The 21,086-nt window shown below is 55.1% G+C and carries 19 protein-coding genes; 16 read left to right on the top strand and 3 right to left on the bottom strand.

Going from position 1 to position 21,086, the window contains the following annotated elements:
• The 8 genes from HMPREF1141_RS17410 (at position 1) to rplQ (ending at position 3,572) form a co-directional block, all read left to right on the top strand.
• Entirely contained in the window at positions 1-240 is a 240-nt protein-coding gene (locus tag HMPREF1141_RS17410) for a KOW domain-containing RNA-binding protein (protein WP_147584612.1), read from the top strand.
• A 28-nt stretch (positions 241-268) separates the two neighbouring features.
• Complete coding sequence (gene infA / locus HMPREF1141_RS14185) at positions 269-487, top strand: translation initiation factor IF-1 (RefSeq protein ID WP_009065662.1); 219 nt, start codon at positions 269-271, stop codon at positions 485-487.
• 50 nt (positions 488-537) lie between these two features.
• Positions 538-651 (top strand): 50S ribosomal protein L36, encoded by a 114-nt coding sequence (rpmJ, locus tag HMPREF1141_RS14180; RefSeq protein ID WP_009065749.1) that lies wholly within the window; start codon positions 538-540, stop codon positions 649-651.
• A gap of 34 nt (positions 652-685) precedes the next feature.
• On the top strand, positions 686-1,054 hold the full coding sequence (gene rpsM, locus HMPREF1141_RS14175; protein ID WP_009065609.1) for a 30S ribosomal protein S13: 369 nt from the start codon (positions 686-688) through the stop codon (positions 1,052-1,054).
• A 24-nt stretch (positions 1,055-1,078) separates the two neighbouring features.
• On the top strand, positions 1,079-1,486 hold the full coding sequence (gene rpsK, locus HMPREF1141_RS14170) for a 30S ribosomal protein S11 (protein WP_009065718.1): 408 nt from the start codon (positions 1,079-1,081) through the stop codon (positions 1,484-1,486).
• A gap of 36 nt (positions 1,487-1,522) precedes the next feature.
• On the top strand, positions 1,523-2,149 hold the full coding sequence (gene rpsD, locus HMPREF1141_RS14165; RefSeq protein WP_009065549.1) for a 30S ribosomal protein S4: 627 nt from the start codon (positions 1,523-1,525) through the stop codon (positions 2,147-2,149).
• Positions 2,150-2,216: 67 nt separating this feature from the next.
• Positions 2,217-3,182: a DNA-directed RNA polymerase subunit alpha gene (locus HMPREF1141_RS14160; RefSeq protein WP_009065658.1), complete on the top strand. Its 966-nt coding sequence runs from the start codon at positions 2,217-2,219 to the stop codon at positions 3,180-3,182.
• Between the two features lie 48 nt (positions 3,183-3,230).
• On the top strand, positions 3,231-3,572 hold the full coding sequence (gene rplQ, locus HMPREF1141_RS14155; RefSeq protein ID WP_035317194.1) for a 50S ribosomal protein L17: 342 nt from the start codon (positions 3,231-3,233) through the stop codon (positions 3,570-3,572).
• Positions 3,573-4,112: 540 nt separating this feature from the next.
• Here rplQ and abc-f read toward each other — a convergent pair.
• The 3 genes from abc-f to rnhA form a co-directional block, all read right to left on the bottom strand.
• Positions 4,113-5,729: a ribosomal protection-like ABC-F family protein gene (abc-f, locus tag HMPREF1141_RS14150; RefSeq protein WP_009065737.1), complete on the bottom strand. Its 1,617-nt coding sequence runs from the start codon at positions 5,727-5,729 to the stop codon at positions 4,113-4,115.
• Positions 5,730-6,194: 465 nt separating this feature from the next.
• Complete coding sequence (gene nifS, locus HMPREF1141_RS14145; protein WP_035317193.1) at positions 6,195-7,340, bottom strand: cysteine desulfurase NifS; 1,146 nt, start codon at positions 7,338-7,340, stop codon at positions 6,195-6,197.
• A gap of 69 nt (positions 7,341-7,409) precedes the next feature.
• Positions 7,410-7,856, bottom strand: a complete 447-nt coding sequence (gene rnhA, locus HMPREF1141_RS14140; protein WP_009065646.1) for a ribonuclease HI — start codon at positions 7,854-7,856, stop codon at positions 7,410-7,412.
• 543 nt (positions 7,857-8,399) lie between these two features.
• Between rnhA and HMPREF1141_RS14135 the strand changes: the two genes are divergently transcribed.
• From HMPREF1141_RS14135 to HMPREF1141_RS14100, 8 genes are all read left to right on the top strand, one after another.
• Entirely contained in the window at positions 8,400-10,454 is a 2,055-nt protein-coding gene (locus HMPREF1141_RS14135; RefSeq protein WP_009065651.1) for a ribonuclease J, read from the top strand.
• 105 nt (positions 10,455-10,559) lie between these two features.
• Complete coding sequence (locus HMPREF1141_RS14130) at positions 10,560-12,554, top strand: DHH family phosphoesterase (protein ID WP_009065665.1); 1,995 nt, start codon at positions 10,560-10,562, stop codon at positions 12,552-12,554.
• Between the two features lie 93 nt (positions 12,555-12,647).
• Complete coding sequence (gene rplI / locus HMPREF1141_RS14125) at positions 12,648-13,100, top strand: 50S ribosomal protein L9 (protein ID WP_009065536.1); 453 nt, start codon at positions 12,648-12,650, stop codon at positions 13,098-13,100.
• Between the two features lie 36 nt (positions 13,101-13,136).
• Entirely contained in the window at positions 13,137-14,504 is a 1,368-nt protein-coding gene (gene dnaB / locus HMPREF1141_RS14120; RefSeq protein WP_009065751.1) for a replicative DNA helicase, read from the top strand.
• Positions 14,497-15,867 (top strand): tRNA lysidine(34) synthetase TilS, encoded by a 1,371-nt coding sequence (tilS, locus tag HMPREF1141_RS14115; protein ID WP_035317192.1) that lies wholly within the window; start codon positions 14,497-14,499, stop codon positions 15,865-15,867. The genes dnaB and tilS overlap by 8 nt, the downstream gene beginning before the upstream one ends.
• Complete coding sequence (hpt, locus tag HMPREF1141_RS14110) at positions 15,864-16,403, top strand: hypoxanthine phosphoribosyltransferase (RefSeq protein ID WP_009065644.1); 540 nt, start codon at positions 15,864-15,866, stop codon at positions 16,401-16,403. The genes tilS and hpt overlap by 4 nt, the downstream gene beginning before the upstream one ends.
• A gap of 42 nt (positions 16,404-16,445) precedes the next feature.
• A complete protein-coding gene (ftsH, locus tag HMPREF1141_RS14105; protein WP_009065756.1) occupies positions 16,446-18,383 on the top strand; it encodes an ATP-dependent zinc metalloprotease FtsH in 1,938 nt (645 codons plus the stop codon).
• Positions 18,384-19,093: 710 nt separating this feature from the next.
• A complete protein-coding gene (locus tag HMPREF1141_RS14100) occupies positions 19,094-21,073 on the top strand; it encodes a toprim domain-containing protein (protein WP_009065673.1) in 1,980 nt (659 codons plus the stop codon).
• Positions 21,074-21,086 lie beyond the last annotated feature (13 nt).

Raw genomic sequence — 21,086 nt, 5'->3', positions numbered from 1 at the left:
ATGGATTTTGTTAGAGGGCTTGTTGTCCGGTCACTAAGAGGGCGCGACAAAGGTGAATTTTTAGTGGTGCTGGAGGCTTCCGGCCGCGAGGTTGTTGTCTGCGACGGAAAACACCGCCCGCTCGAAAGACCCAAACGCAAGAACCCGGTTCACCTTGCCGCGACAAACACCTTGCTTAGCTCGATGAACACCAACCGTGAAATCCGCTGTGCCCTGCGGCGCTTTTCGCAGGACAGCTGATTTCTGCAAGAGGAGGTTATGCTGATTTATGTCAAAACAAGATGTGATCGAAATAGAAGGTACCGTAACAGAAGCTCTGCCGAACGCGATGTTTAACGTAGAGCTGCCGAACGGCCACACGATACTGGCGCATATCTCCGGCAAGCTGCGTATGAATTTCATCCGCATTCTGCCTGGCGATAAGGTTACCGTAGAGCTTTCGCCCTATGACCTTACACGCGGACGTATCACCTGGCGTTCGAAATAAAACCGTGAAATCCGATTTGTTTAACGACTTCATCAAGGAGGGCGCACAGAATGAAAGTCAGACCTTCTGTAAAGAAAATTTGCGAGAAGTGCAAAATCATTAAGCGCAAGGGAAAGATCATGGTTATTTGTGAGAATCCCAAGCATAAACAGCGCCAGGGCTGATGGCGTAATTTGATCTTATGGAGGTGCAACCAGTATGGCGCGTATATCAGGTATCGATTTGCCCAGAGACAAACGCATTGAAATTGGGCTTACCTATATTTTTGGAATTGGCCGCAAGACTGCCAATGATATTCTGAAGGCAACCGGTGTCAGTCCGGACACCCGCGTTCGCGATCTGTCTGAAGACGACACTGCAAAGCTGAGAGAGTATATCGACCACAACTGCCGCGTGGAAGGCGATCTGCGTCGCGACGTGGCGTTCGACATCAAACGATTGATCGAAATCGGCTGCTACCGCGGAATCCGTCATCGCAAGGGCCTGCCCGTTCGCGGCCAGCGTTCCAAGACGAATGCCCGCACTCGCAAGGGCCCCAGAAAAACCATGGCAAACAAGAAGAAATAAGCGAAGTCAGGAGGGATTACTCAGATGGCAGCACAAAAAGGCGGTAAGAAAACTACCGCAGTCCGCAGACGCCGCGAACGCAAGAACATCGAACGCGGTGCTGCTCACATTCAGTCTACTTTCAACAATACAATTGTTACCATTACCGATGTGCAGGGCAATGCAATTTCCTGGGCCAGCTCCGGTGAGCTGGGCTTCAGAGGCTCCAGAAAGTCCACTCCCTTTGCCGCGCAGTCTGCAGCGGAAACAGCCGCCAAGATCGCGATGGAGCATGGTATGAAATCGGTAGAGGTTTTCGTTAAGGGACCGGGCGCCGGCCGTGAAGCCGCGATTCGCGCGCTGCAGGGCGCCGGGCTTGAGGTCAGCATGATTAAAGATGTGACCCCCATCCCCCACAACGGATGCCGCCCGCCCAAGAGAAGACGCGTTTAGTACCAAAACCGATTTTTTAGGAGGTGCAACCTTATTATGGCAAGATATACAGAGGCTGTGTGCAAGCTGTGCCGCCGCGAAGGCCAGAAGCTCTTTTTAAAGGGCGAGCGCTGCTACACAGACAAGTGCGGAGTTGGCCGCAGAGCATATGCCCCGGGCCAGCACGGCCAGGGACGCAAGAAGACTTCTGAATACGGTCTGCAGCTGCGTGCAAAGCAGATGACCAAGCGCTTTTACGGCGTTCTGGAGAGCCAGTTCAGAGGCTACTATGACATGGCTACCCGCATGGAAGGCAAGACCGGCGATTTGCTGCTCGGAATTCTCGAGAGCCGCCTGGACAACGTTGTGTACCGTTTGGGCTGGGGCAGTTCCCGTGCGGAAGCTCGCCAGCTGGTCGTTCACGGTCACTTCACCATCAATGGCAAGCGTGTAGATATCCCCTCTTACCTGACAAAACCGGGTGAGGTTATTTCAATCAAGGAATCTAGCCGCAGCAGCGACAAGATCAAGGCTGTGCTGGAGGCGAACGCTTCCCGCCCTGTACCGAAATGGGTGGAACTCAACCGTAACACTCTCGAAGCCAAGGTTCTGGCATTCCCCGAGCGTGAAGACATTGAGCTGGCAGTTGACGAAACTCTCATCGTTGAGTTGTACTCCAAGTAATGCCTTTGCGCAAGGCCAGTGTACATGACGGCAAAGCAATTTGCTTATGTGTGAAGGAGGTTCGCTGATGATTGAGATCGAAAAGCCAAAAATCGAAACAGAAGAGTTATCCAGTGACGGAACCCACGGCATATTTGTTGTGGAACCGCTCGAGAGGGGCTTTGGCACCACCCTGGGCAACAGCCTGCGGCGCGTGCTGCTTTCCAGCCTGCCGGGCGTAGCTGTTACCTCGATTAAGATAGACGGTGTTCTGCACGAGTTTTCCACAATTCCCGGCGTGAAAGAGGATGTCACCGAGATCGTACTGAATATCAAGGGATTGACTGCCAAGCTGCACTGCGACGGCCCCAAAACCGTTGAGATCAGCGCGGAGGGCCCCGGCGAAGTGACAGCGAATTCCATCAAATGCGACAGTGAAGTGGAGATCCTGAATCCCGATATGCATATCGCCACTCTGTCCGATGGCGCCAAGCTGTATATGGAGCTGACTCTGGATAAGGGCCGCGGCTATGTTCCTGCCGATAAAAACAAGGCGAACATGCGCGGCGGCAGCAACAGCAGCGTGATTGGTGAACTTCCGGTCGATTCTATTTATACCCCGGTTTTAAAAGTGAATTACAATGTCGAGAATACCCGCGTAGGTCAGAGCATCGATTACGACAAGCTGACCATGGATGTGTGGACGAACGGCGTGATCAGCGCACAGGAGGCCGTTTCTTTGGCCGCCAAGGTGCTGACCGAACACCTGAATCTGTTTGTGGATCTGTCCGATAAGGGCAGCAGCACCGAGATCATGGTGGAAAAGGACGAGAAGGGCAAGGAAAAGGTACTGGAGATGACCATCGAAGAGCTGGATCTTTCCGTACGCTCCTTTAACTGCCTCAAGCGCGCCGGCATCAATACGGTAGAGGACCTGATCAACAAGTCTGAGGAAGACATGATGAAGGTTCGCAACCTGGGCCGCAAGTCTTTGGAGGAAGTTGTGTGGAAGATGGCTTCCCTCGGCTTTAGCCTGCGCAAGGACGACGAATAATGGATTAGCAAATAACTTGCAACCTAAGGTAAAAGGAGTGATATTTCGATGCCTGGAACCAGAAAGCTCGGAAGAGATACTGCTCATAGAACTGCGATGCTGAGAGGCATGGTTACCTTTTTGCTTGAAAACGGCAAAATCGAGACCACAGTAACCCGCGCCAAAGAGGTTCGCTCCCTGACGGAGAAGCTGATTACCCTGGCGCAGGAGAACAATCTGCATAACCAGCGCATGGCACTTTCCTTTATTACAAAGGAAGATGTGACCCACAAGCTGTTTTCTGAGATTGCCCCTAAATATACCGACCGTAAGGGCGGATATACCCGCATCACAAAGATCGGGCCGCGCCGCGGCGACGCAGCCGAAATGGCGATCATTGAGCTGATCTGATCGAACTGTTTCGATCGGTTTTATGAATAGAGAAAGCCCTCCCGATTTGGGAGGGCTTTCTTTTGTTTTTTTCAAAACCCTTTAAAACAGAAGGACTAATTGTTTGCGACAACGGAAGCAGTTTTAGCTGTTTTTCTTGCACGGAGTTTCTGCTACACATGCTTGTCATTTATGCTGGGGTGGACGCTTACTTTTGTCTTTCAATTTAATTTTAACAGAGTCATTTTAAGCGGGTACTCCCGCATTTCATTTCTGCTGGCGCAAGGCATGAGGGGCAACTTCTGCGCAGGCAGATAGGCTGCAAACAAACCATAAAAAGAAAAACAAAATCTTTCGTAAATACTCTTATAAGATTAAAAAGAAAAAGTCGACTTGGCCTGGGGACAAGCGAAAACTCTGCGGGGATTCGCGAACAAAAAACTCATTTTTATAACTGAAGCATAAAGCACCAAAAAGCGGGTTCGCCCCGGCTTGAGGAGGGAGCGAACCCTGTACAGCAAAGCTTTTTCAAAAAAATAGCCTTTTCAGGCTCAGACTGCCTTAATCCGCGAGGCTTTTCAGCTCTTCCAGAACAGAGCGGTATTCTTCGTCCAGCACCTCGCGATTCGCGCCGGGCATCGAGAGTTCGGAGACAATGCGGGCCAGACGTGTTTCCAGCACCATCCGCTGTGCAGCGTCCGGTTTTGGCCTCGGAGCTTGCGCTTGGCGCTGGTAATCGGAGAGGTTGCCATCGAACGCGCGGATGCGCTTGTTTTCGATCAGCAGCAGGCGGTTTGCCACGGCATCCACAAACGACTGGTCATGAGAAATGAACAGCAGCACGCCGGGGTAATCCGAAAGAATTTGCTGGACCGCTTCAATCGATGGCAGATCCAAGTAGTTTGTTGGCTCATCCAGCAGCAGAACATTCGTATCCGATACCAGCAGTTGTGCCAGCGACAGTTTGATTTTTTCTCCGCCGCTGAGAACGGCGGCTTTTTTCTGCACCGTGTCCCCGCGGAAAAGCAGACGAGCCAGTATGGTGCGCACCGTATTTTCGGGCTGCACGCTGTGCGCCAGCGCATTTTCCAGTACAGTCTGATTTTCATCCAGATTCTCAAATTCCTGGCGAAAATAACCAATACGGGCCTTGGGTGCACACGAAATGGCGCTGTTTCCTTCTGCAATCAGGCGAAACAGTGTTGTTTTTCCCGCGCCGTTTTCTCCAATTACGGCTGTGCGCGTGTGGTTCTTGATCTCAAAGCCGGCGTTCTGAAACAGAAGATTTTCTCCGTAGCCGAAAGTCAGGCCCCGGCAGGAAAAAACAATTTTGTTCTGCGGCGGGTCTGTCAGCGAAAAATCGAGCTGAATGCGCGGCAGCTCGCGCGGTTTTTTCCGCTCTTCCAGCCGTTCCAGCCGCGATTCCATCGCCTGGGTGCTTTTATGCAGCTTTTTGGCGATTTCTGTGGACTCCCGCTTATGCAGACGGGCTTCTGAATTGCCCATGCGCTTTGGTGCCTTGCGGATGCCTTTCGCGCGCTCCCGGGTGCCGACGATCGATTTTTGAAGCCGCGCCCGCTCGTCTGCATACTGCTGGTATTCAAATTCCGCACGCTCAAGAGCTTCCTGGTTCTGCCGGGCATAGGCGCTGTAATCACCCGTGTATTCAGTCACGCTGCCGTCGCGGATTTCGAGAATCCGATTGCAGACAGCGTCCAGCAAAGCGCGGTCGTGGCTGATGAGAATCAGCGTTTCGGCAGATTTCAGCCGTTTTGTCAGCATCTGAATTCCCGCATAATCCAGGTTGCTGGTCGGCTCGTCGGCCATCAGCAGGCAGCCGGAGCGCGACAGTGCATTGTCGATTTTCAGGCGCGTCTGCTCACCGCCGCTCAGGCGCTCATGCGAAAGGCGATCGCCCGGCAGAAACCGGCGGATTGCCTCGGGGTCGGCCTGTTCCTGCGAAAACTGCCGCAGGTAGGAAATGGGGCATATGCGCCGCACGGAACCTTCTTCCGGTTCGGTCTCCCCGGCCAGCAGCTCCATTAACGTTGTTTTTCCAGCGCCGTTTTCGCCGACAATGCCGATTTTGTCACCGGTATAAACCGTCAGGCGAGGGAGATCGAGAATCAGCCGATCGCCGTAATATTTTTTTAAATCAAAAACTTCCAGTAATATCAAAAAAATCTCTCCTTGCATCCTCTGGATGTGTCGGAAAGATCATAACAAAAATACACAGTAACAGCCTGCCCCGAGCGGAACAAGCACCTGCGCTGATTCTTTTTGATACGCCAATCCGACACCAACGGGCGCACTTCACCCGTTTTACCATTCTTTTATGATGGTTTTAGTCAGATCAGCAATTGCGCATGGCTTTTAAATACCGTACCTTTCTTCGGAATGCTTTCAGAATAACGGATTTCACCGGCTTTGTCAATGGTGAAATTTGTTTTGCTCCTGTTAAAACTGATTGTGTTTTCGACAATTAGTTAACTGTATGTTGAAAACACAATCGATTTTACTATTTGTTAATCGTATCAATTCCCAAAAAGGCTGTTTTCATGAGAAAACAGCCAGAGTACGCGTGAGGGAGCAGCGGGCGGAGTAAAAGCCCTTTCCAGGCTGTCCCGTAACGGATAGGCAGGTTTAACTTGCCCTCAGGCGCTCCACCACCGCCGGGAGTACGCTCAGAATATACTCGATATCTTCCTCGGTGTTCTGCTCGCCCAGCGTCAGACGCAGGGAGCCCTTGGCGAGCTGCGCAGGAATCCCAAGCGCCAGCAGCACGTGGCTGGCATCTAAGGAGCCGGCGGTGCAGGCCGAACCGGAAGAAGCGCAGATGCCCTGGCGGTCGAGAAGCAGAAGCATCGCTTCACCGTCAACTCCCTCAAAGCAAAGACTTACGTTGCCGGGCAAACGATGTTCGCGGTCGCCATTCAATGAGCTGCCGGGAATTTTCAGCGCGCCGTCGATCAGGCAGTCACGCAGAGTACGCAGGCGTTCGGCACGTTCCTCCATTGAGATGCAGGCCTCGCGCAGCGCCGCGGCCAGCCCCACAATCGATGCGAGGTTTTCCGTTCCCGCCCGCCGCCCGCGCTCCTGCGCGCCACCGTCGATCAGGTTCTGAATCAGGATTCCCCGGCGCACATACAATGCCCCAATGCCCTTGGGCGCATGCAGCTTGTGGCCGGAAAGCGAAAGCAGGCCAATGTTCTGCTCGGCTACATTGATCGGCAGGATTCCCACCGCCTGTACCGCGTCCGTGTGGAACAGTACGCCGTGTTCCCGGCAGATTGCCCCGATCTGTGCAATTGGCTGAATCGTGCCGATCTCATTGTTGGCGTACATCACGGATACGAGCGCGGTGTCGGGCCGGATGGCTGCCGCTACCTCTTCGGGGCGCACCAGACCGTTTTCATGGACGTCGAGGTACGTGACAGAAAAGCCCTCGCGTTCCAGAGCTCCAGCGGTATGCAGCACAGCATAGTGCTCAAAACGGGTGGTAATCAGATGCCGCTTGCCCTGCAGCGCGAGTTCATGGACGATCCCCTTGATTGCCCAGTTGTCCGATTCGCTGCCGCCGGCAGTAAAATAAAGTTCGCCGGGTCTTGCGCCGATGCACTCCGCAATGTCTTCGCGTGCCAGCTCGAGTGCGCGTTTGGCCTCACGCCCCTTGGAATAGAGGCTCGAGGGGTTGCCGTAACTTTCCGTCAGATAGGGCATCATAGCCCGCAGTACGGGCTCGGATATCGGTGTAGTGGCCGCATTATCTGCATATACAAATCGGTTCATAAGAATTCCTCCGTGCGCCATATTTGACGCGGTTCCATGTGCTGCAAGTCGGATTCTATATCGGGGACATTATGGTTTCGACTTGAATTGTTCTGCCGCCGCTACCGCCAGCCGGTCACAGCGTTCGTTTTCCGGGTGTCCCGCGTGACCCTTTACCCAGCGGATCGTCACGTGGTGCTGCTCCAGCAGATTCAGCAGGCGCTCCCACAAATCGCTGTTGAGAGCCGGTTTCTTATCAGCTTTTTTCCAGCCGTTTTTGCGCCAGGCTTTGGCCCATCCTTTTTCGATTGCGTCGCAGACGTATTTGGAATCACTCCAAAGCGTGATGTCGCAGGGCTCTTTCAGCAGAGAAATCGCTTCGATAACGGCGCTCAGCTCCATGCGGTTGTTGGTGGTGTGCGCCTCGCCGCCGCTGATCTCTTTTTCGCGGCCCTGATACCGCAGTACCGCACCCCATCCGCCCGGGCCGGGATTCCCCTGACAGGCTCCGTCTGTAAAAATTTCTACTTGTTTCACGTCTGCTGTCTCCGTTCTTTGTTTTTTTCTCTGTGATGTTGGCATACTATATTTTAATAAAGCAAGAAATGTTGTACTCTGCCGCCGTGATCGAGTGGCGGAATTCCGCCAACATAGCGGCAGAAGCTGCGGACATGGATTATATAAAAATGATAAAGCAATGATTTGCATCGGGTTATAAAGCGGAAAATCATGCTCCCAAAAAGCATGGATTCCGCCTGTGCGTTTCGGTGTATGGTCTTATTATACCAACCTTTTTTGCGTACCGCAACCGCCGGGCGCTCTACGGTACCACTTTGTGCTATGCTTGACATCATGGGGCAATCAGGTTACAATGAGACCAATCATATTAAGCGGATAAAACGATATTTTCCCCACGGAAAATTGATCAAATCCGCAGTGAATCGTTCATTTTCGCGGCAGCCCCGCGATGGATATAGACAATCGGATATTCCCCTGTATGCATCTGCATAGAAGGTCTGCGGCACCGTTTGTGCGCAGGCTGTGGTGGTTGTGTCCCCAAATTAAAATGGAGGTTATTTTGTGACAGAAAAAATGAATAATAATTCGCCTGCCGGCGCTGAGAAGAAGCCGGGCACCTTGTACGGAAAAGTGGTGGCCCGCAAACAGCCGGAGAAGGCCGCGCATGCGGAAGAGAGCAGGCTGGCGAAAGCGGAGAAGACGGCGGAGAAAACGGAAAAGGCAGCCGCCGTTAAGGCTGCGCCCAAAAGCGCACCCAGATCACAGAAGAAGGGTGGTCAGGGCGGCGGCAAGCAGCCGCGCGCGAAAGAGGCGCCGAAGAATGCGCCCAAGAGTGCCCCGAAGAACGCTCCCCGCAAGCCGGAAAAAAGCGTTCTCTTGCCGGAGGTGCTTGCCCAGGTTCAAAAGCAGGCCCAAAAACAGGCGCGCAAAAGGCCCAAAAAGGAACCGCAGAAGGAGAAGCCCTCGATTAAGGTTTATTTCCTCGGCGGCCTGAATGAGATCGGCAAGAACTTCACTCTGTTTGAGTGCGAGGGAGATATGATGATCATCGACTGCGGCATGGCGTTCCCCGACGGGGACATGCTCGGCGTCGACCTGGTGATCCCCGATTTTACCTTTGTCGAGCGCAATATCGATAAAATCCGCGGGGTCGTAATCACCCACGGGCATGAGGATCACATCGGTTCGCTGCCCTATCTGCTGAAACGGGTCAATCTGCCGCTGTACGGAACTGCCCTTACCTTAGGGCTGGTGGGCGGCAAGCTCAAGGAGCACGGCCTGGCCGGTAAAGTGAAGATGAATGTGGTTCGCCCCGGCGACACGGTCAAGCTGGGCTGCATGGCCTGCGAGTTCATCCATGTAAACCATTCGATTTCCGATTCCGTCGGCATCGCGATTCATTCGCCTGCGGGTACCCTGGTACACACCGGCGACTTTAAAATCGACTGCACTCCCACACAGGGCGAGATGATCGATCTCGGCCGGTTTGCCCAGCTGGGCAAGGAGGGCGTTTTGGCTCTGCTGGCCGACTCCACCAACGCGGAGCGCCCCGGCTTTACGATGACGGAGCGCAAGGTCAGCCAGTCGTTTGAAAATCTGTTTCTGCGTGCGGAAAAAAGCCGCATTATCATTGCGACGTTCGCGTCGAATATCAGCCGTGTGCAGCAGATCATCAACTGCGCCGTGAAATACGGGCGCAAAGTGGCTCTGTCCGGCCGCAGCATGCTCAATGTAATGGGCATCGCGCAGGAGCTCGGCTACCTCGATATTCCCGACGGTGTTCTGATCGATATCGATATGATCCGCCGCTACCCCAAAGAGCAGATCGTGCTGATTACCACCGGCAGCCAGGGCGAGCCGATGTCCGCGCTGACGCGCATGGCCTTTGCCGACCACCGCAAGGTAGAGGTAGGCCCGGGGGACTTCATCATCATTTCCGCCCGTCCGATTCCCGGCAACGAAAAGACCGTTGGTACCGTGATCGACGAGCTGATGAAGCGCGGCTGCGAGGTTGTGTACGAATCCATGTACGAAGTGCATGTGTCCGGCCACGCCTGCCAGGAAGAGCTGAAGATCATGCAGGGCGTAACGCGTCCCAAATATTTCGTTCCCGTTCACGGCGAGCAGAAGCATCTGCAGAAGCACGCCCAGCTGGCGCAGGCCATGGGCATGAGCCGCTCGAACATCTATATCGGCAACGTTGGCGATGTGCTCGAGATCAACGAGAACTATATGCGCCAGCTGCCCAGTGTGCCCGCAGGCCGCGTTTTGGTAGACGGACTCGGCGTGGGCGATGTCGGCAGCATCGTGCTGCGCGACAGAAAGCATTTGGGTGAAGACGGCCTGATCGTTGTCGTCTGCACCATCGACGCGGCGGACGGCCACGTCGTTTCCGGGCCGGACGTTGTCTCCCGCGGATTTGTTTATGTGCGGGAATCGGAAAGTTTGATGGACGACGCCAGAAAATTGGTATATAATGTTCTGGAAAGCAGTGCGCAGGGCAAAGTTCCCGACTGGGGGATGCTCAAAACCCGCATTAAAGACGACTTGTCGCGTATGCTGTATGATAAGACCAGACGCAGTCCGATGATTTTGCCGATCATTATGGAAGTTTGATTTGTGTAGTGAATTGATTTGAAAAATAATCACACTCTCCCCGCCAAAGGCGGGGAGAGTGTGCAACGGCTTTTCAAGTGAAACTGCGATAAAGGAGAAATTCGATTGAAGCGAAAAATATGGGCTACCTCACCCGTGTTTTATGGCATCGTAGCGGTGATGCTGCTCATGGCGCTGCTCAGCAGGTTCTGGGATGCCAGAATCTTCTATGCGGAACTGGTTCTGGCCGTGCTGGCCTTTGCCGCGGTCGCCATGGCAAACCATCATTTTAAGCTGTATGTAGGTACGGCGGTCAAGAGTGCGGAAAAGATTCTTTCCGCGTCGGACTACCGCGCCCTGCACGAGTTTTCCATACCGGCTGTGCTGGTAGGGAAAATGGGTGATGTCATCTGGTATAACAGCCGCTTTTCCAGTGAGGTAAGCCCCGGGTTCGATTGCCGGGGCGAGAATGTCGCGCGGTTTCTGACTCCCCATACCCTTGAGCAGGCGGTGGGCGGCGAGGGGATCGATACCCAGGTGGGCCAGCGGCAGTATACGGTGTATTCCATGTCTACAAGGAACGGCTATGTGCTGTACTTTGTGGACAATACATATTACAAAGAGATCAGCCGCCGCTACAGCGATCAGAAGCCGGTGGTGGCTCTCGTGCTGTTTGACAACCGCGAGGAGCTGATTCGCGACAGCGCCAGCAGCGAGGACGCCCGCATTTCCGCCGCGGTGGAAGAGGTGCTGCGGAACTGGACAAAGGATACCGGCAGCTTTCTGGAGCGTCTGGCCGGCGGGCGGTACCTGATTATGACGGACGAAGCGCACATCCGCGAGGACGTCAAAAAGCGCTTTGAGGTGATCGATGCGGTGCGCACCGTCAAAAGCGCAGACAACCGCAGCGCTACCATCTCCATCGGTGTGGGGCGCGGTGCTCCTACTTTTGCGGAGGGCGAGCTGTGGGCGCGTCAGGCGCTCGATATGGCGCTCGGGCGCGGCGGCGACCAGGTTGCCGTCAAGCAGGAGGACGGTACCTACGAGTTTTTCGGCGGCCTGTCAAAGGGCGTCGAAAAGCGCGATAAGGTGCGCACCCGTGTCATTGCGGCGACTTTGAGCGATCATGTCAAGGAATGCGACATCGTGTTCATCATGGGCCACAAGTATTCCGACCTTGACGCGATCGGCGCGGCGGTCGGCATGTGGAGTGCGGTGCACAAGGGCCTGAACAAGCAGGCGTATATCGTTGTCAACCGCGCGCAGAGCATGGCGGTTCCCATTATTGAAAGCATGGAGCAGTCCGTGCCGGACGAAAAAATATTTATCACGCCCGACGAAGCGCTCGATCTGGTCACGCAGAAGAGCCTGCTGATTGTAGTGGACACCCATTCGCAGGATTTTGTGGAGAGCGAAGAGCTGCTGCGGCAGACACCGAAGGTTGTTGTCATTGACCATCACCGCATGATGGTAAAGCATATCAGCAACGCGATCGTGTTCTATCACGAGCCGTATGCCAGCTCTGCCGCGGAGCTGGTGACCGAGCTGGTGCAGTATATCAGCGAAAAGGCCCTTTCCCGCGTGGAGGCGGAAGCCCTTCTGGCCGGGATTATGCTCGACACCAAGAATTTTGTTCTGAAAACCGGTGTGCGCACCTTTGAAGCCGCGGCCTATCTGCGGCGCCGGGGAGCCGATACCGTAGAGGTCAAGCGCCTGTTCTCCAACACCATCGACACCTACAAGGCGAAATACCAGATGGTTTCCTCTGCTGAGATTTACAACAACTGCGCAATCGTCAGCGCAGACGAGGAAACACCGGATATCCGTGTCGCCGCGGCGCAGGCCGCCGACGAGCTGCTCTCGATCCAAGGGGTCAACGCGTCGTTTGTCATTTATCCCACGCCCGGCGGGGTACAGATTTCCGCCCGTTCTCTGGGTGATGTGAACGTGCAGGTGATTATGGAGGTAATGGGCGGCGGCGGCCATCTGACGATGGCGGCTGTGCAGCTGAAGAACACTACGCTCCAGCAGGCCCGCGATACCCTGATTTCGGTCATCAACAACAACCTTGCAAAGGCAAGCAAACCCAGTTTGCCTGCGCAGGGCGGTACCAATAAATGAAAATCAGCAAGTCTTTCTCCGCTGTATGTGGGGGAAGAATTCAACGGTTCTTTTGAAGGTTGAATTACTATAGATAAAACGGAGGAATGTTTCATGAAAGTGATTTTGCTGCAGGACGTAAAAGGAAGCGGAAAAAAAGGGGAGCTCGTAGATGTTTCCGACGGCTACGCCAGAAACTTCCTTTTGCCCAGAAAGCTGGCCAAAGAGGCGAACGCACAGGCGATGAACGAGCTGAAAAACGCCGAAGAGGCCAAAGAGTTCCGCCGGAAAGCCGAGCTGGAAACCGCGCAGAAAACCGCGCAGATCATTGAGGGCAAGAGCGTGAAGCTCACCGCAACGGCGGGCCAGGGCGGAAAGCTGTTCGGCTCTGTTACCGCAAAAGAAATCGCCGAAGCGATCAAAAAGCAGTTCGGCGTGGATGTGGACAAGCGCAAGATCGAGCTGCCCGGCGACATTAAGGCGTTCGGCACCTACGAGTGCGAGGTGCGGCTGCACCAGAGCGTTACCACAAAGGTATACGCTGTTGTGGGCGAAAAAGCCGAATAAATTGCGTTCACTCACAGCCTGTCAGGAGGATTCGGGATGGATCACGATAATCTGACAATTGGATATGACGGGATGGACCTGCCGTTCAGCCCTGAGGCGGAGCAGTCTGTTTTGGGTGCGGTTCTGCTGGATTCCACCTGCCTGGACCGGGTCGCGGAAATTCTTCCGCGTCCCGATTATTTTCATCAGGTCAATCACGTGCTGATTTACGGCACGATGCTCGAAATGTTCACGCTCGGCCAGCCCGTCGACTTTGTAACGGTGCTGGAGCGGTTGAAGGATACGCCGCGCTTTGACGAATCCGCGGGCAAAACGTACCTGATGCAGCTGGCGCAGATCGTGCCCTCGATTTCGAACGTGGAAACGTACGCGAAGATCGTGCGCGACAAATACGACGTCCGCTCGCTGATTCAGACGGCGCGCGGCATTCTCGACGACGCGCGTGAAAATGGAGCGGATGCGTCTACCCTGCTGGATTCGGCGGAGCAGCGAATATTTGACATTCGGCGCGGTAAAAATATGCAGGGACTCCAACGGGTCAACGAGATCATTCTCGAAACATTTGACCGGCTTGATCTGCTCAACGGCCCGGATAAAGACATGTATCAGGGCATTCCGACCGGCATTAAGGCGCTGGATGATACGATCACGGGTCTGAATCGCTCTGACCTGCTGATTCTGGCGGCCCGCCCCGGTATGGGTAAAACGAGCTTTGCGCTGAACATCGCGCGCCATGCGGCGGTAGTAGCCAATAAACGTGTTGCGTTCTTCTCGCTCGAAATGAGCAAGGAGCAGCTTGCGTCGCGTCTGCTCTCCACAGAAGCGCTCGTCGGCGGCACCAAGCTGCGTACCGGCCAGCTCAGCGAGGGCGAATGGATGCGCCTGATCGAAGCGGGGGACATTCTTTCCCGCGCGCAGCTGTATTTTGACGACAGCTCCGGCATTACCGTGCCGGAAATGAAGGCGAAGGTACGCCGTTTAAAAGACGTTGACATGATCGTGATCGACTATTTGCAGCTGATGTCCAGCTCCCGCCGCATCGATAACCGCGTGCAGGAGATTTCGGAGATCACCCGAAACCTGAAAATCATGGCGAAAGAGCTGCATGTGCCGGTTTTAACGCTGTCGCAGCTGGCGCGTGCCAGTGAAAAGCGCACTGAGCACCGCCCGGTGCTCAGTGACCTGCGTGATTCCGGTTCGATTGAGCAGGACGCCGACGTCGTTCTGTTTTTGTACCGCGAGGATTACTATCAGGGCCCCGGTGCTCCCGATGAAGACACGGACCGCAACAGCGGCGAGTGCATCGTTGCGAAAAACCGCCATGGCGAGCTCAAGACCATTCCCCTGCACTGGCAGGGTGAATTTATGCGATTTACTTCTCAGGAGGTTGTCCGCAGTGAATAGAGAGAATAGCGCACCGACAGAGGAACTGATCTGGCAAACGGTCAGGCGCTATTCGATGCTGACCGGCGCGGAGCGCGTGGTGGCCGGGTTTTCCGGCGGCGCGGATTCCATGGCGCTGGTCCATTTTTTATGGCAGGCAGGGATTCCGCTGCTCGCGGCCCATGTGAACCATGGTCTGCGGGGCAAAGCGTCTGATGCGGATGAGGAATGCGTGCGCCGGTTCTGCGCGGAACGGCAAATTCCCCTGCGGGTGCTGCACGCCGATGCGGCCAAAGCGGCCGCAGAACGCCGCGAAGGGATCGAAGCGGCCGGGCGGCGCATCCGATACGGATTTTTTGAATCGCTGTGCGGGCCGGGCGATAAAATCGCGACGGCGCACACGCTCTCCGACCAGGCAGAAACGGTGCTGCTGCATCTGGTGCGAGGCACCGGCACGAAGGGCCTGTGCGGTATCCCGCCGATGCGCGGGCGCGTCATCCGGCCGCTGATCGGCCTGACGCGTGAGCAGGTAGAGGAATACTGTGCCCGTTATGCTTTGCCCTTTGTGACCGATGCCAGCAATTTCAGCCGGGAATACGTGCGCAACCGCGTGCGGCTCGACGTCATCCCCGCGCTGAAAGAGATGAATCCTTCCTTTGAGCAGGCGGTGGGGCGCATGACGCATCTGCTCGCGGAGGATGAAGATTGCCTTTCTTCTTTGGCCGCGCAGGCGGTGCGGGAGGCCCGCACGCCGGACGGCTGGCGGATTGCCCCGCTTTCGGGTTTGCCGCGCCCCATTTTATCGCGCGCGCTGCGGCAGATTGCAGAGGAAGCCGGTCTGCCCGCTCTCACCCGCGAACGCACCGAGGCGGCCATGCGTCTGCTGGGGGCAGGCTCCGGTAAAATCGACGCCGGCGGGGGGCAATTTTTGGCAGCGGAAAGCGGTGTTTTGCGCGTCGTTTTGCCTCCAAAACGCAAAAATGACTGGAGTGTGCCATTACGGGTGCCGAAAACCTTGACACCGGAAGGCAGAGAGGTCATAATAAGAACACTGACCCGCGCGGAATATGAAAAGTTACCCGCAAAAATTCGCAATTTGTTATTTCATAACGCGCTGGATTATGATACAATAAAGAATAATTCCATTATAAGAGGCCGACGGCCGGGTGATTCCTTTTCACCGGCGGGCCGGGGCGTTACCAAAAGTCTGAAAAAGCTGATGAACGAGGAGAAAATCCCCGTTTCGGGCCGAGGCGGGCTTTTGCTGCTGGAAAACAGCGGACAGATTTTGTGGATCGAATCCATCGGCGTGGCCGAGCAGGCCCGCATCCGCCCGGATACCGGGCAAATCGCATACATTAGCGTTAAGGAGTGCAATTCATGACCAACGATATCAAAGAGGTTCTATTTAGCGAGGAACACCTGGCGGAAATCGTCCGCAATCTGGGCAAGCGCATCAGCGAGGATTACAAGGGGAAAAATTTGCTGATGGTCAGCGTGCTGAAAGGTTCCTTTATTTTTATGGCGGATTTGACCCGCGCCATCGACATCCCCTGCCGCATCGACTTTATGTCAGTTTCGAGCTACGGCGCCGGGACAAGATCCTCCGGCGTGGTAAAGATCACAAAAGACCTGGACCTGCCGCTCGCGGGTTACGACCTGCTGGTAGTGGAGGATATTCTCGACAGCGGCGTGACGCTCAGCTACATACTGGAGCTTCTGCAGCCGCGCGGCCCGAAGAGCATTAAAATTTGCACTCTGTTTGACAAGCCCGAGCGCCGCACCGCACAGATTACGGCGGACTATGTCGGCACGCGTGTTCCGGATGAATTTATTGTCGGCTACGGCCTTGATTATAATGAAACCTACCGGAATCTCCCGTATGTGGGCATCCTGAAGCCCCACGTGTATGGCGGGTAAGTTTTCCGGTCATCGCAATTAAAGGAGAGGAGTGAACTCATTTTGGATAATAAAAAAAATCTGCGGAATCTGCTCATTTATTTAGGCGCCCCGATCCTGATTATTATTATCATGGCCAGCATCTATGGCAACGTGAAGCCGCAGAAGGCTCATAAATATTCCGAAATAGTCGGCTACTTTAAATCACAGCAGGTCATCGATTATACCATGGATCTTGGCAGCGGTGAAATGCAGATTTCCCTCAAGGACGGTACGAACGTAACGTATACCGCGCCGAATGTGGCGATTATGTACGACGAGATCCACCCCTATATTGAACAGTACAACGAGGATCATCCGGACAAGAACATGGAGTACGATCTCAAGCGTCCGGCAGAGACCTCCTGGCTCGCGAGCCTGATCCCGACGATTCTGCTCCTGGCGGGCATGCTCGTTTTCTGGTGGTTCATGATGAAGCGCCTGAACACCAGCATGGGCGATGCGGGCAAGCAGATGAACTTCGGCAAGGCGAAGGTCAAGCAGATGGCCGATGAAAAGCGCAAAACCACCTTTGCCGACGTGGCGGGAGCCGATGAGGAAAAGGAAGAACTGCGCGAGATTGTCGAGTTCCTCAAAAATCCGAAAAAGTATAATGAGCTGGGCGCGCGCATTCCGAAAGGCGTGCTGCTCGTCGGCCCTCCCGGTACCGGTAAAACGCTCTTGGCCCGCGCGGTTGCGGGTGAGGCGGGGGTTCCTTTCTTCTCCATCTCCGGTTCCGATTTTGTGGAAATGTTCGTCGGCGTCGGCGCGTCGCGCGTGCGCGATCTGTTCGACCAGGCGAAGAAAAATTCCCCCTGCATCATCTTCATCGATGAAATCGATGCGGTGGGCCGTCAGCGCGGCGCCGGTCTTGGCGGCGGCCACGACGAGCGCGAACAAACTTTGAACCAGCTGCTGGTTGAGATGGACGGTTTCGGCGCGAACGAAGGCGTCATCATGATCGCCGCGACGAACCGCCCCGACATCCTCGATCCGGCGCTGATGCGTCCCGGCCGTTTTGACCGCCAGGTCATGGTCGGCTACCCGGACATCAAGGGCCGCGAAGAGATTCTGAAGGTACACGCCCGCGGCAAGCCGATTGCGCCGGACGTGAGCCTGAAGACCATTGCGAAATCCACCGCCGGCTTTACCGGCGCGGATCTCGAGAACCTGCTCAATGAAGCGGCGCTGCTTTCAGCCCGCAAGAACCTGCGGGCGATCACGATGGAAGAGATCGAAGAGGCCACGATCAAGGTTGTGGTCGGCACCGAGAAAAAGAGCCGTGTGATGACGGAAAAGGAAAAGACCCTCACCGCCTACCACGAGGGCGGCCATGCGGTCGTCACCTACTTCTGCCCCACGCAGGATCCGGTACACCAGATTTCGATCATCCCCCGCGGTATGGCCGGCGGCTATACGATGCAGCTGCCTGCGGAGGACCGCTCTTATAAATGCAAGAAAGAAATGCTCGAGGACTTAATCGTGCTTATGGGTGGTCGTGTGGCGGAGGCCCTGGTGCTGGACGACATTTCCACCGGCGCTTCGAACGATATTGAGCGCGCCACCAAGACAGCCCGCGCGATGGTAACCAAGTACGGCATGAGTGAAATGCTCGGCACCGTCACCTATGGTTCAGACAACAGCGAGCCGTTCCTGGGCCGCGATATGGGCCATGTGCGCAACTATTCTGAAAGCACAGCGGCTGCGATCGATCAAGAGATCAAAGATATCCTGACAAACGCGTATGACGGCGCGGCCAAGATCCTTTCCGATCATATGGATAAGCTGCACGAGGTTGCAAAGTATCTGTATCAGAACGAAAAGATGAGCGGCGAGGATTTTCAGAAACTGATGAGCGGCACCGCTTTGCCGGCAGCTGCAGGGCAGATACCGCCTCTGCCGAAGCTGGATACGGAGCTTCCGCAAGTGGAGCTTCCATCGGCGGACGAAACAGCTGAATGATGAGTTTGGAAAAGGGGAAATGTTGCATTTCCCCCTTTCCTTGTCTCGGCGGATCATCGAAAAATGGCACGCGGTTTTACTCTTACTGTGTTGCTGTATACCAGCAGGGGGGCGGCCCGCAAGGCTTAGGGATGCGCTTGTGCTGCGGTGGTTGCCGCCTTGGCGCGATTTTCGGCGGCAATCTGTTTTCGATACGGTTTCTTCGGGGGTACGCCCTGTTTCGACAGAAAACAGCGGCGTGTTTGCTTATCATCAAAAGCGGGAAGCAATTTGTTTCCTGTGTGAAGCGTGCGCTGAAATCAGCGTTATCGTCTTGGTTCTGAGCAGGGGTGCTCCCAGAAACAGGGAGCGTGGATTGAAATCACTGTTGGAAGGCTTGGCTTGAGCCCTCGGGCAATGTCGCTCTCTGCACGGAGAGCGTGGATTGGAATTGCTAAGGCAAGTCGATCGTTGTGCAGAGTCATTTCGAGTCGCTTTCCGTACGGCAAGTGTGGATTGAAATAACTCGGAAATTCAGAACGAGCCGATCGATCTGGAGGCTGCTCCCCGCGCGGGAGGCGTGGATTGAAATACGTTTCGCACCTGATAGGAGTTCGGCGCGTTTGGTGGTTTGACCAAACAAAACAGGAATGGTATCACCCCGGGAATGGCCCGGGCAGAATTCGAAATGCCAAAGCCCCGGTGATGGGGCGAGTGGCAGGAGGGAAGCTATGGCAAAAAAGACGGCATATGGAAACGACAGTATCTCGTCGCTCAAGGGCGCAGACCGTGTGCGCCGACGCCCGGCGGTTATTTTCGGCTCGGACGGCATCGAGGGCTGCGAGCATTCCATTTTTGAAATATTATCCAACTCCATCGATGAGGCCAGAGAAGGCTTCGGACGGGAAATCACGATCACCTGCTTCCGTGACCATTCGGTAGAGGTGGAGGATCACGGGCGCGGCATTCCCGTGGACTATAACCCGACGGAAGAACGCTTCAACTGGGAGCTGGTATTCTGCGAGCTGTACGCGGGCGGCAAATACAACAACGATTCCGATGAAAGCTACGAGTATTCGCTGGGACTGAACGGCCTTGGCCTTTGCTCGACCCAGTACGCCTCGGAATATATGGATGTTGATATCCGCCGCGACGGCACGCGCTATACGCTGCATTTTGAGCACGGGGAAAACGTGGGCGGTTTGCAGCAGGAGCCTTATACCAAGAAGGATACGGGCACCAAAATCCGCTGGCGGCCCGACCTGCAGGTGTTTACGGATATTGCCGTGCCGCAGGAGTATTATCTTGACATGATCCGCCGGCAGGCGATCGTCAATGAGGGTATCCGTTTTCTGCTTCGCTTTGAGACGGAAGCCGGTTTTGAAACGACGGAGTTCTGCTATCAGGAGGGAATCCTCGACCACGTGCGGGAGCTCGCGGGGGAAGATGCCCTTACCTCGGTGCAGAGCTGGCAGGCGGAGCGCCGTGTGCGCGATCGTGCGGACAAGCCCGAATATAAAACGAAAATCAATGCGGCGCTCGCGTTTTCGAATCGAGTGCACGTGACGGAATATTATCATAACTCCAGCTGGCTCGAGCATGGCGGCGCGCCGGACAAGGCTGTGCGCAGCGCGTTCGTTTCGCAGATCGACGCATATTTAAAGCAGACGGGGAAATACAACAAGAATGAGAGCAAGATCACCTACACCGACGTGGAGGATTGCCTGATTCTTGTCATTTCGTCGTTCTCAAACCGCACATCCTACGAGAACCAGACGAAAAAGGCGATCACGAACAAGGGAATTCAGGAGGCCATGACCGAGCTTTTGCGGCATCACCTGGAGGTGTTCTTCCTCGAAAATCCCGTAGAGGCTGAAAAAGTGGCCGCGCAGGTGCTTATCAACAAGCGCAGCCGCGAGGACGCGGAAAAAACGCGTCTGAACCTGAAAAAGAAGCTCACCACCAATATGGACGTGACGAACCGCGTTGCGAAATTCGTGGACTGCCGCAGCCGCAAGGCAGAGGAGCGAGAAATCTTCATCGTAGAGGGCGACTCGGCTTTGGGCGCGTGCAAGCAGGCCCGCGACCCGGATTTTCAGGCGATCATGCCCATCCGCGGCAAAATCCTGAACTGCCTGAAAGCGGACTATGACCGCATTTTCAAAAGCGATATCATTACCGACCTGATTAAGGTGCTCGGCTGCGGCGTAGAAGTGAAATCGAAGGCAAACAAGGATTTGTCGTCGTTTGATCTGTCGCTGCTGCGCTGGAACAAGGTCATCCTGTGCACCGATGCCGATGTGGACGGCTTCCAGATCCGCACGCTGCTGCTGACGATGCTGTACCGCCTGACCCCTACGCTGATCGAGCAGGGCAAGGTGTTCATTGCGGAATCGCCGCTGTTTGAAATTACGGCAAAGGATCAGACGTATTTCGCCTACACCGAGCAGGAAAAGGCGAAAATCCTACAGCGTCTGGAGGGAACCAGATACACCATCCAGCGCTCGAAAGGTCTTGGCGAAAACGAACCCGATATGATGAATCTGACCACCATGAACCCCGCCACTCGGCGGCTGATTCAGGTTCTGCCCGAGGACGCGGCCAAAACGGCGGACATGTTTGATCTGCTTCTGGGCGACAACCTTTCCGGGCGAAAGGATTTTATCGCCCGCAGCGGCCATGAATATATCGCCGCCGCTGACGTAAGCTGAGGGGGAAACACGA

It is taken from the genome of Clostridium sp. MSTE9 (assembly GCF_000277625.1).
Lineage (GTDB): Bacteria > Bacillota > Clostridia > Oscillospirales > Acutalibacteraceae > Faecalispora > Faecalispora jeddahensis.
This window is presented reverse-complemented; position numbering and strand designations above follow the sequence as displayed.

Coding starts and splice junctions, on each gene's coding strand:
- HMPREF1141_RS17410 (WP_147584612.1), top strand. CDS start 1: ATGGATTTTGTTAGAGGGCTTGTTGTCCGGTCACTAAGAGGGCGCGAC.
- infA (WP_009065662.1), top strand. CDS start 269: ATGTCAAAACAAGATGTGATCGAAATAGAAGGTACCGTAACAGAAGCT.
- rpmJ (WP_009065749.1), top strand. CDS start 538: ATGAAAGTCAGACCTTCTGTAAAGAAAATTTGCGAGAAGTGCAAAATC.
- rpsM (WP_009065609.1), top strand. CDS start 686: ATGGCGCGTATATCAGGTATCGATTTGCCCAGAGACAAACGCATTGAA.
- rpsK (WP_009065718.1), top strand. CDS start 1,079: ATGGCAGCACAAAAAGGCGGTAAGAAAACTACCGCAGTCCGCAGACGC.
- rpsD (WP_009065549.1), top strand. CDS start 1,523: ATGGCAAGATATACAGAGGCTGTGTGCAAGCTGTGCCGCCGCGAAGGC.
- HMPREF1141_RS14160 (WP_009065658.1), top strand. CDS start 2,217: ATGATTGAGATCGAAAAGCCAAAAATCGAAACAGAAGAGTTATCCAGT.
- rplQ (WP_035317194.1), top strand. CDS start 3,231: ATGCCTGGAACCAGAAAGCTCGGAAGAGATACTGCTCATAGAACTGCG.
- nifS (WP_035317193.1), bottom strand. CDS start 7,340: ATGAACCGATTTGTATATGCAGATAATGCGGCCACTACACCGATATCC.
- rplI (WP_009065536.1), top strand. CDS start 12,648: ATGAAAGTGATTTTGCTGCAGGACGTAAAAGGAAGCGGAAAAAAAGGG.
- dnaB (WP_009065751.1), top strand. CDS start 13,137: ATGGATCACGATAATCTGACAATTGGATATGACGGGATGGACCTGCCG.
- hpt (WP_009065644.1), top strand. CDS start 15,864: ATGACCAACGATATCAAAGAGGTTCTATTTAGCGAGGAACACCTGGCG.
- HMPREF1141_RS14100 (WP_009065673.1), top strand. CDS start 19,094: ATGGCAAAAAAGACGGCATATGGAAACGACAGTATCTCGTCGCTCAAG.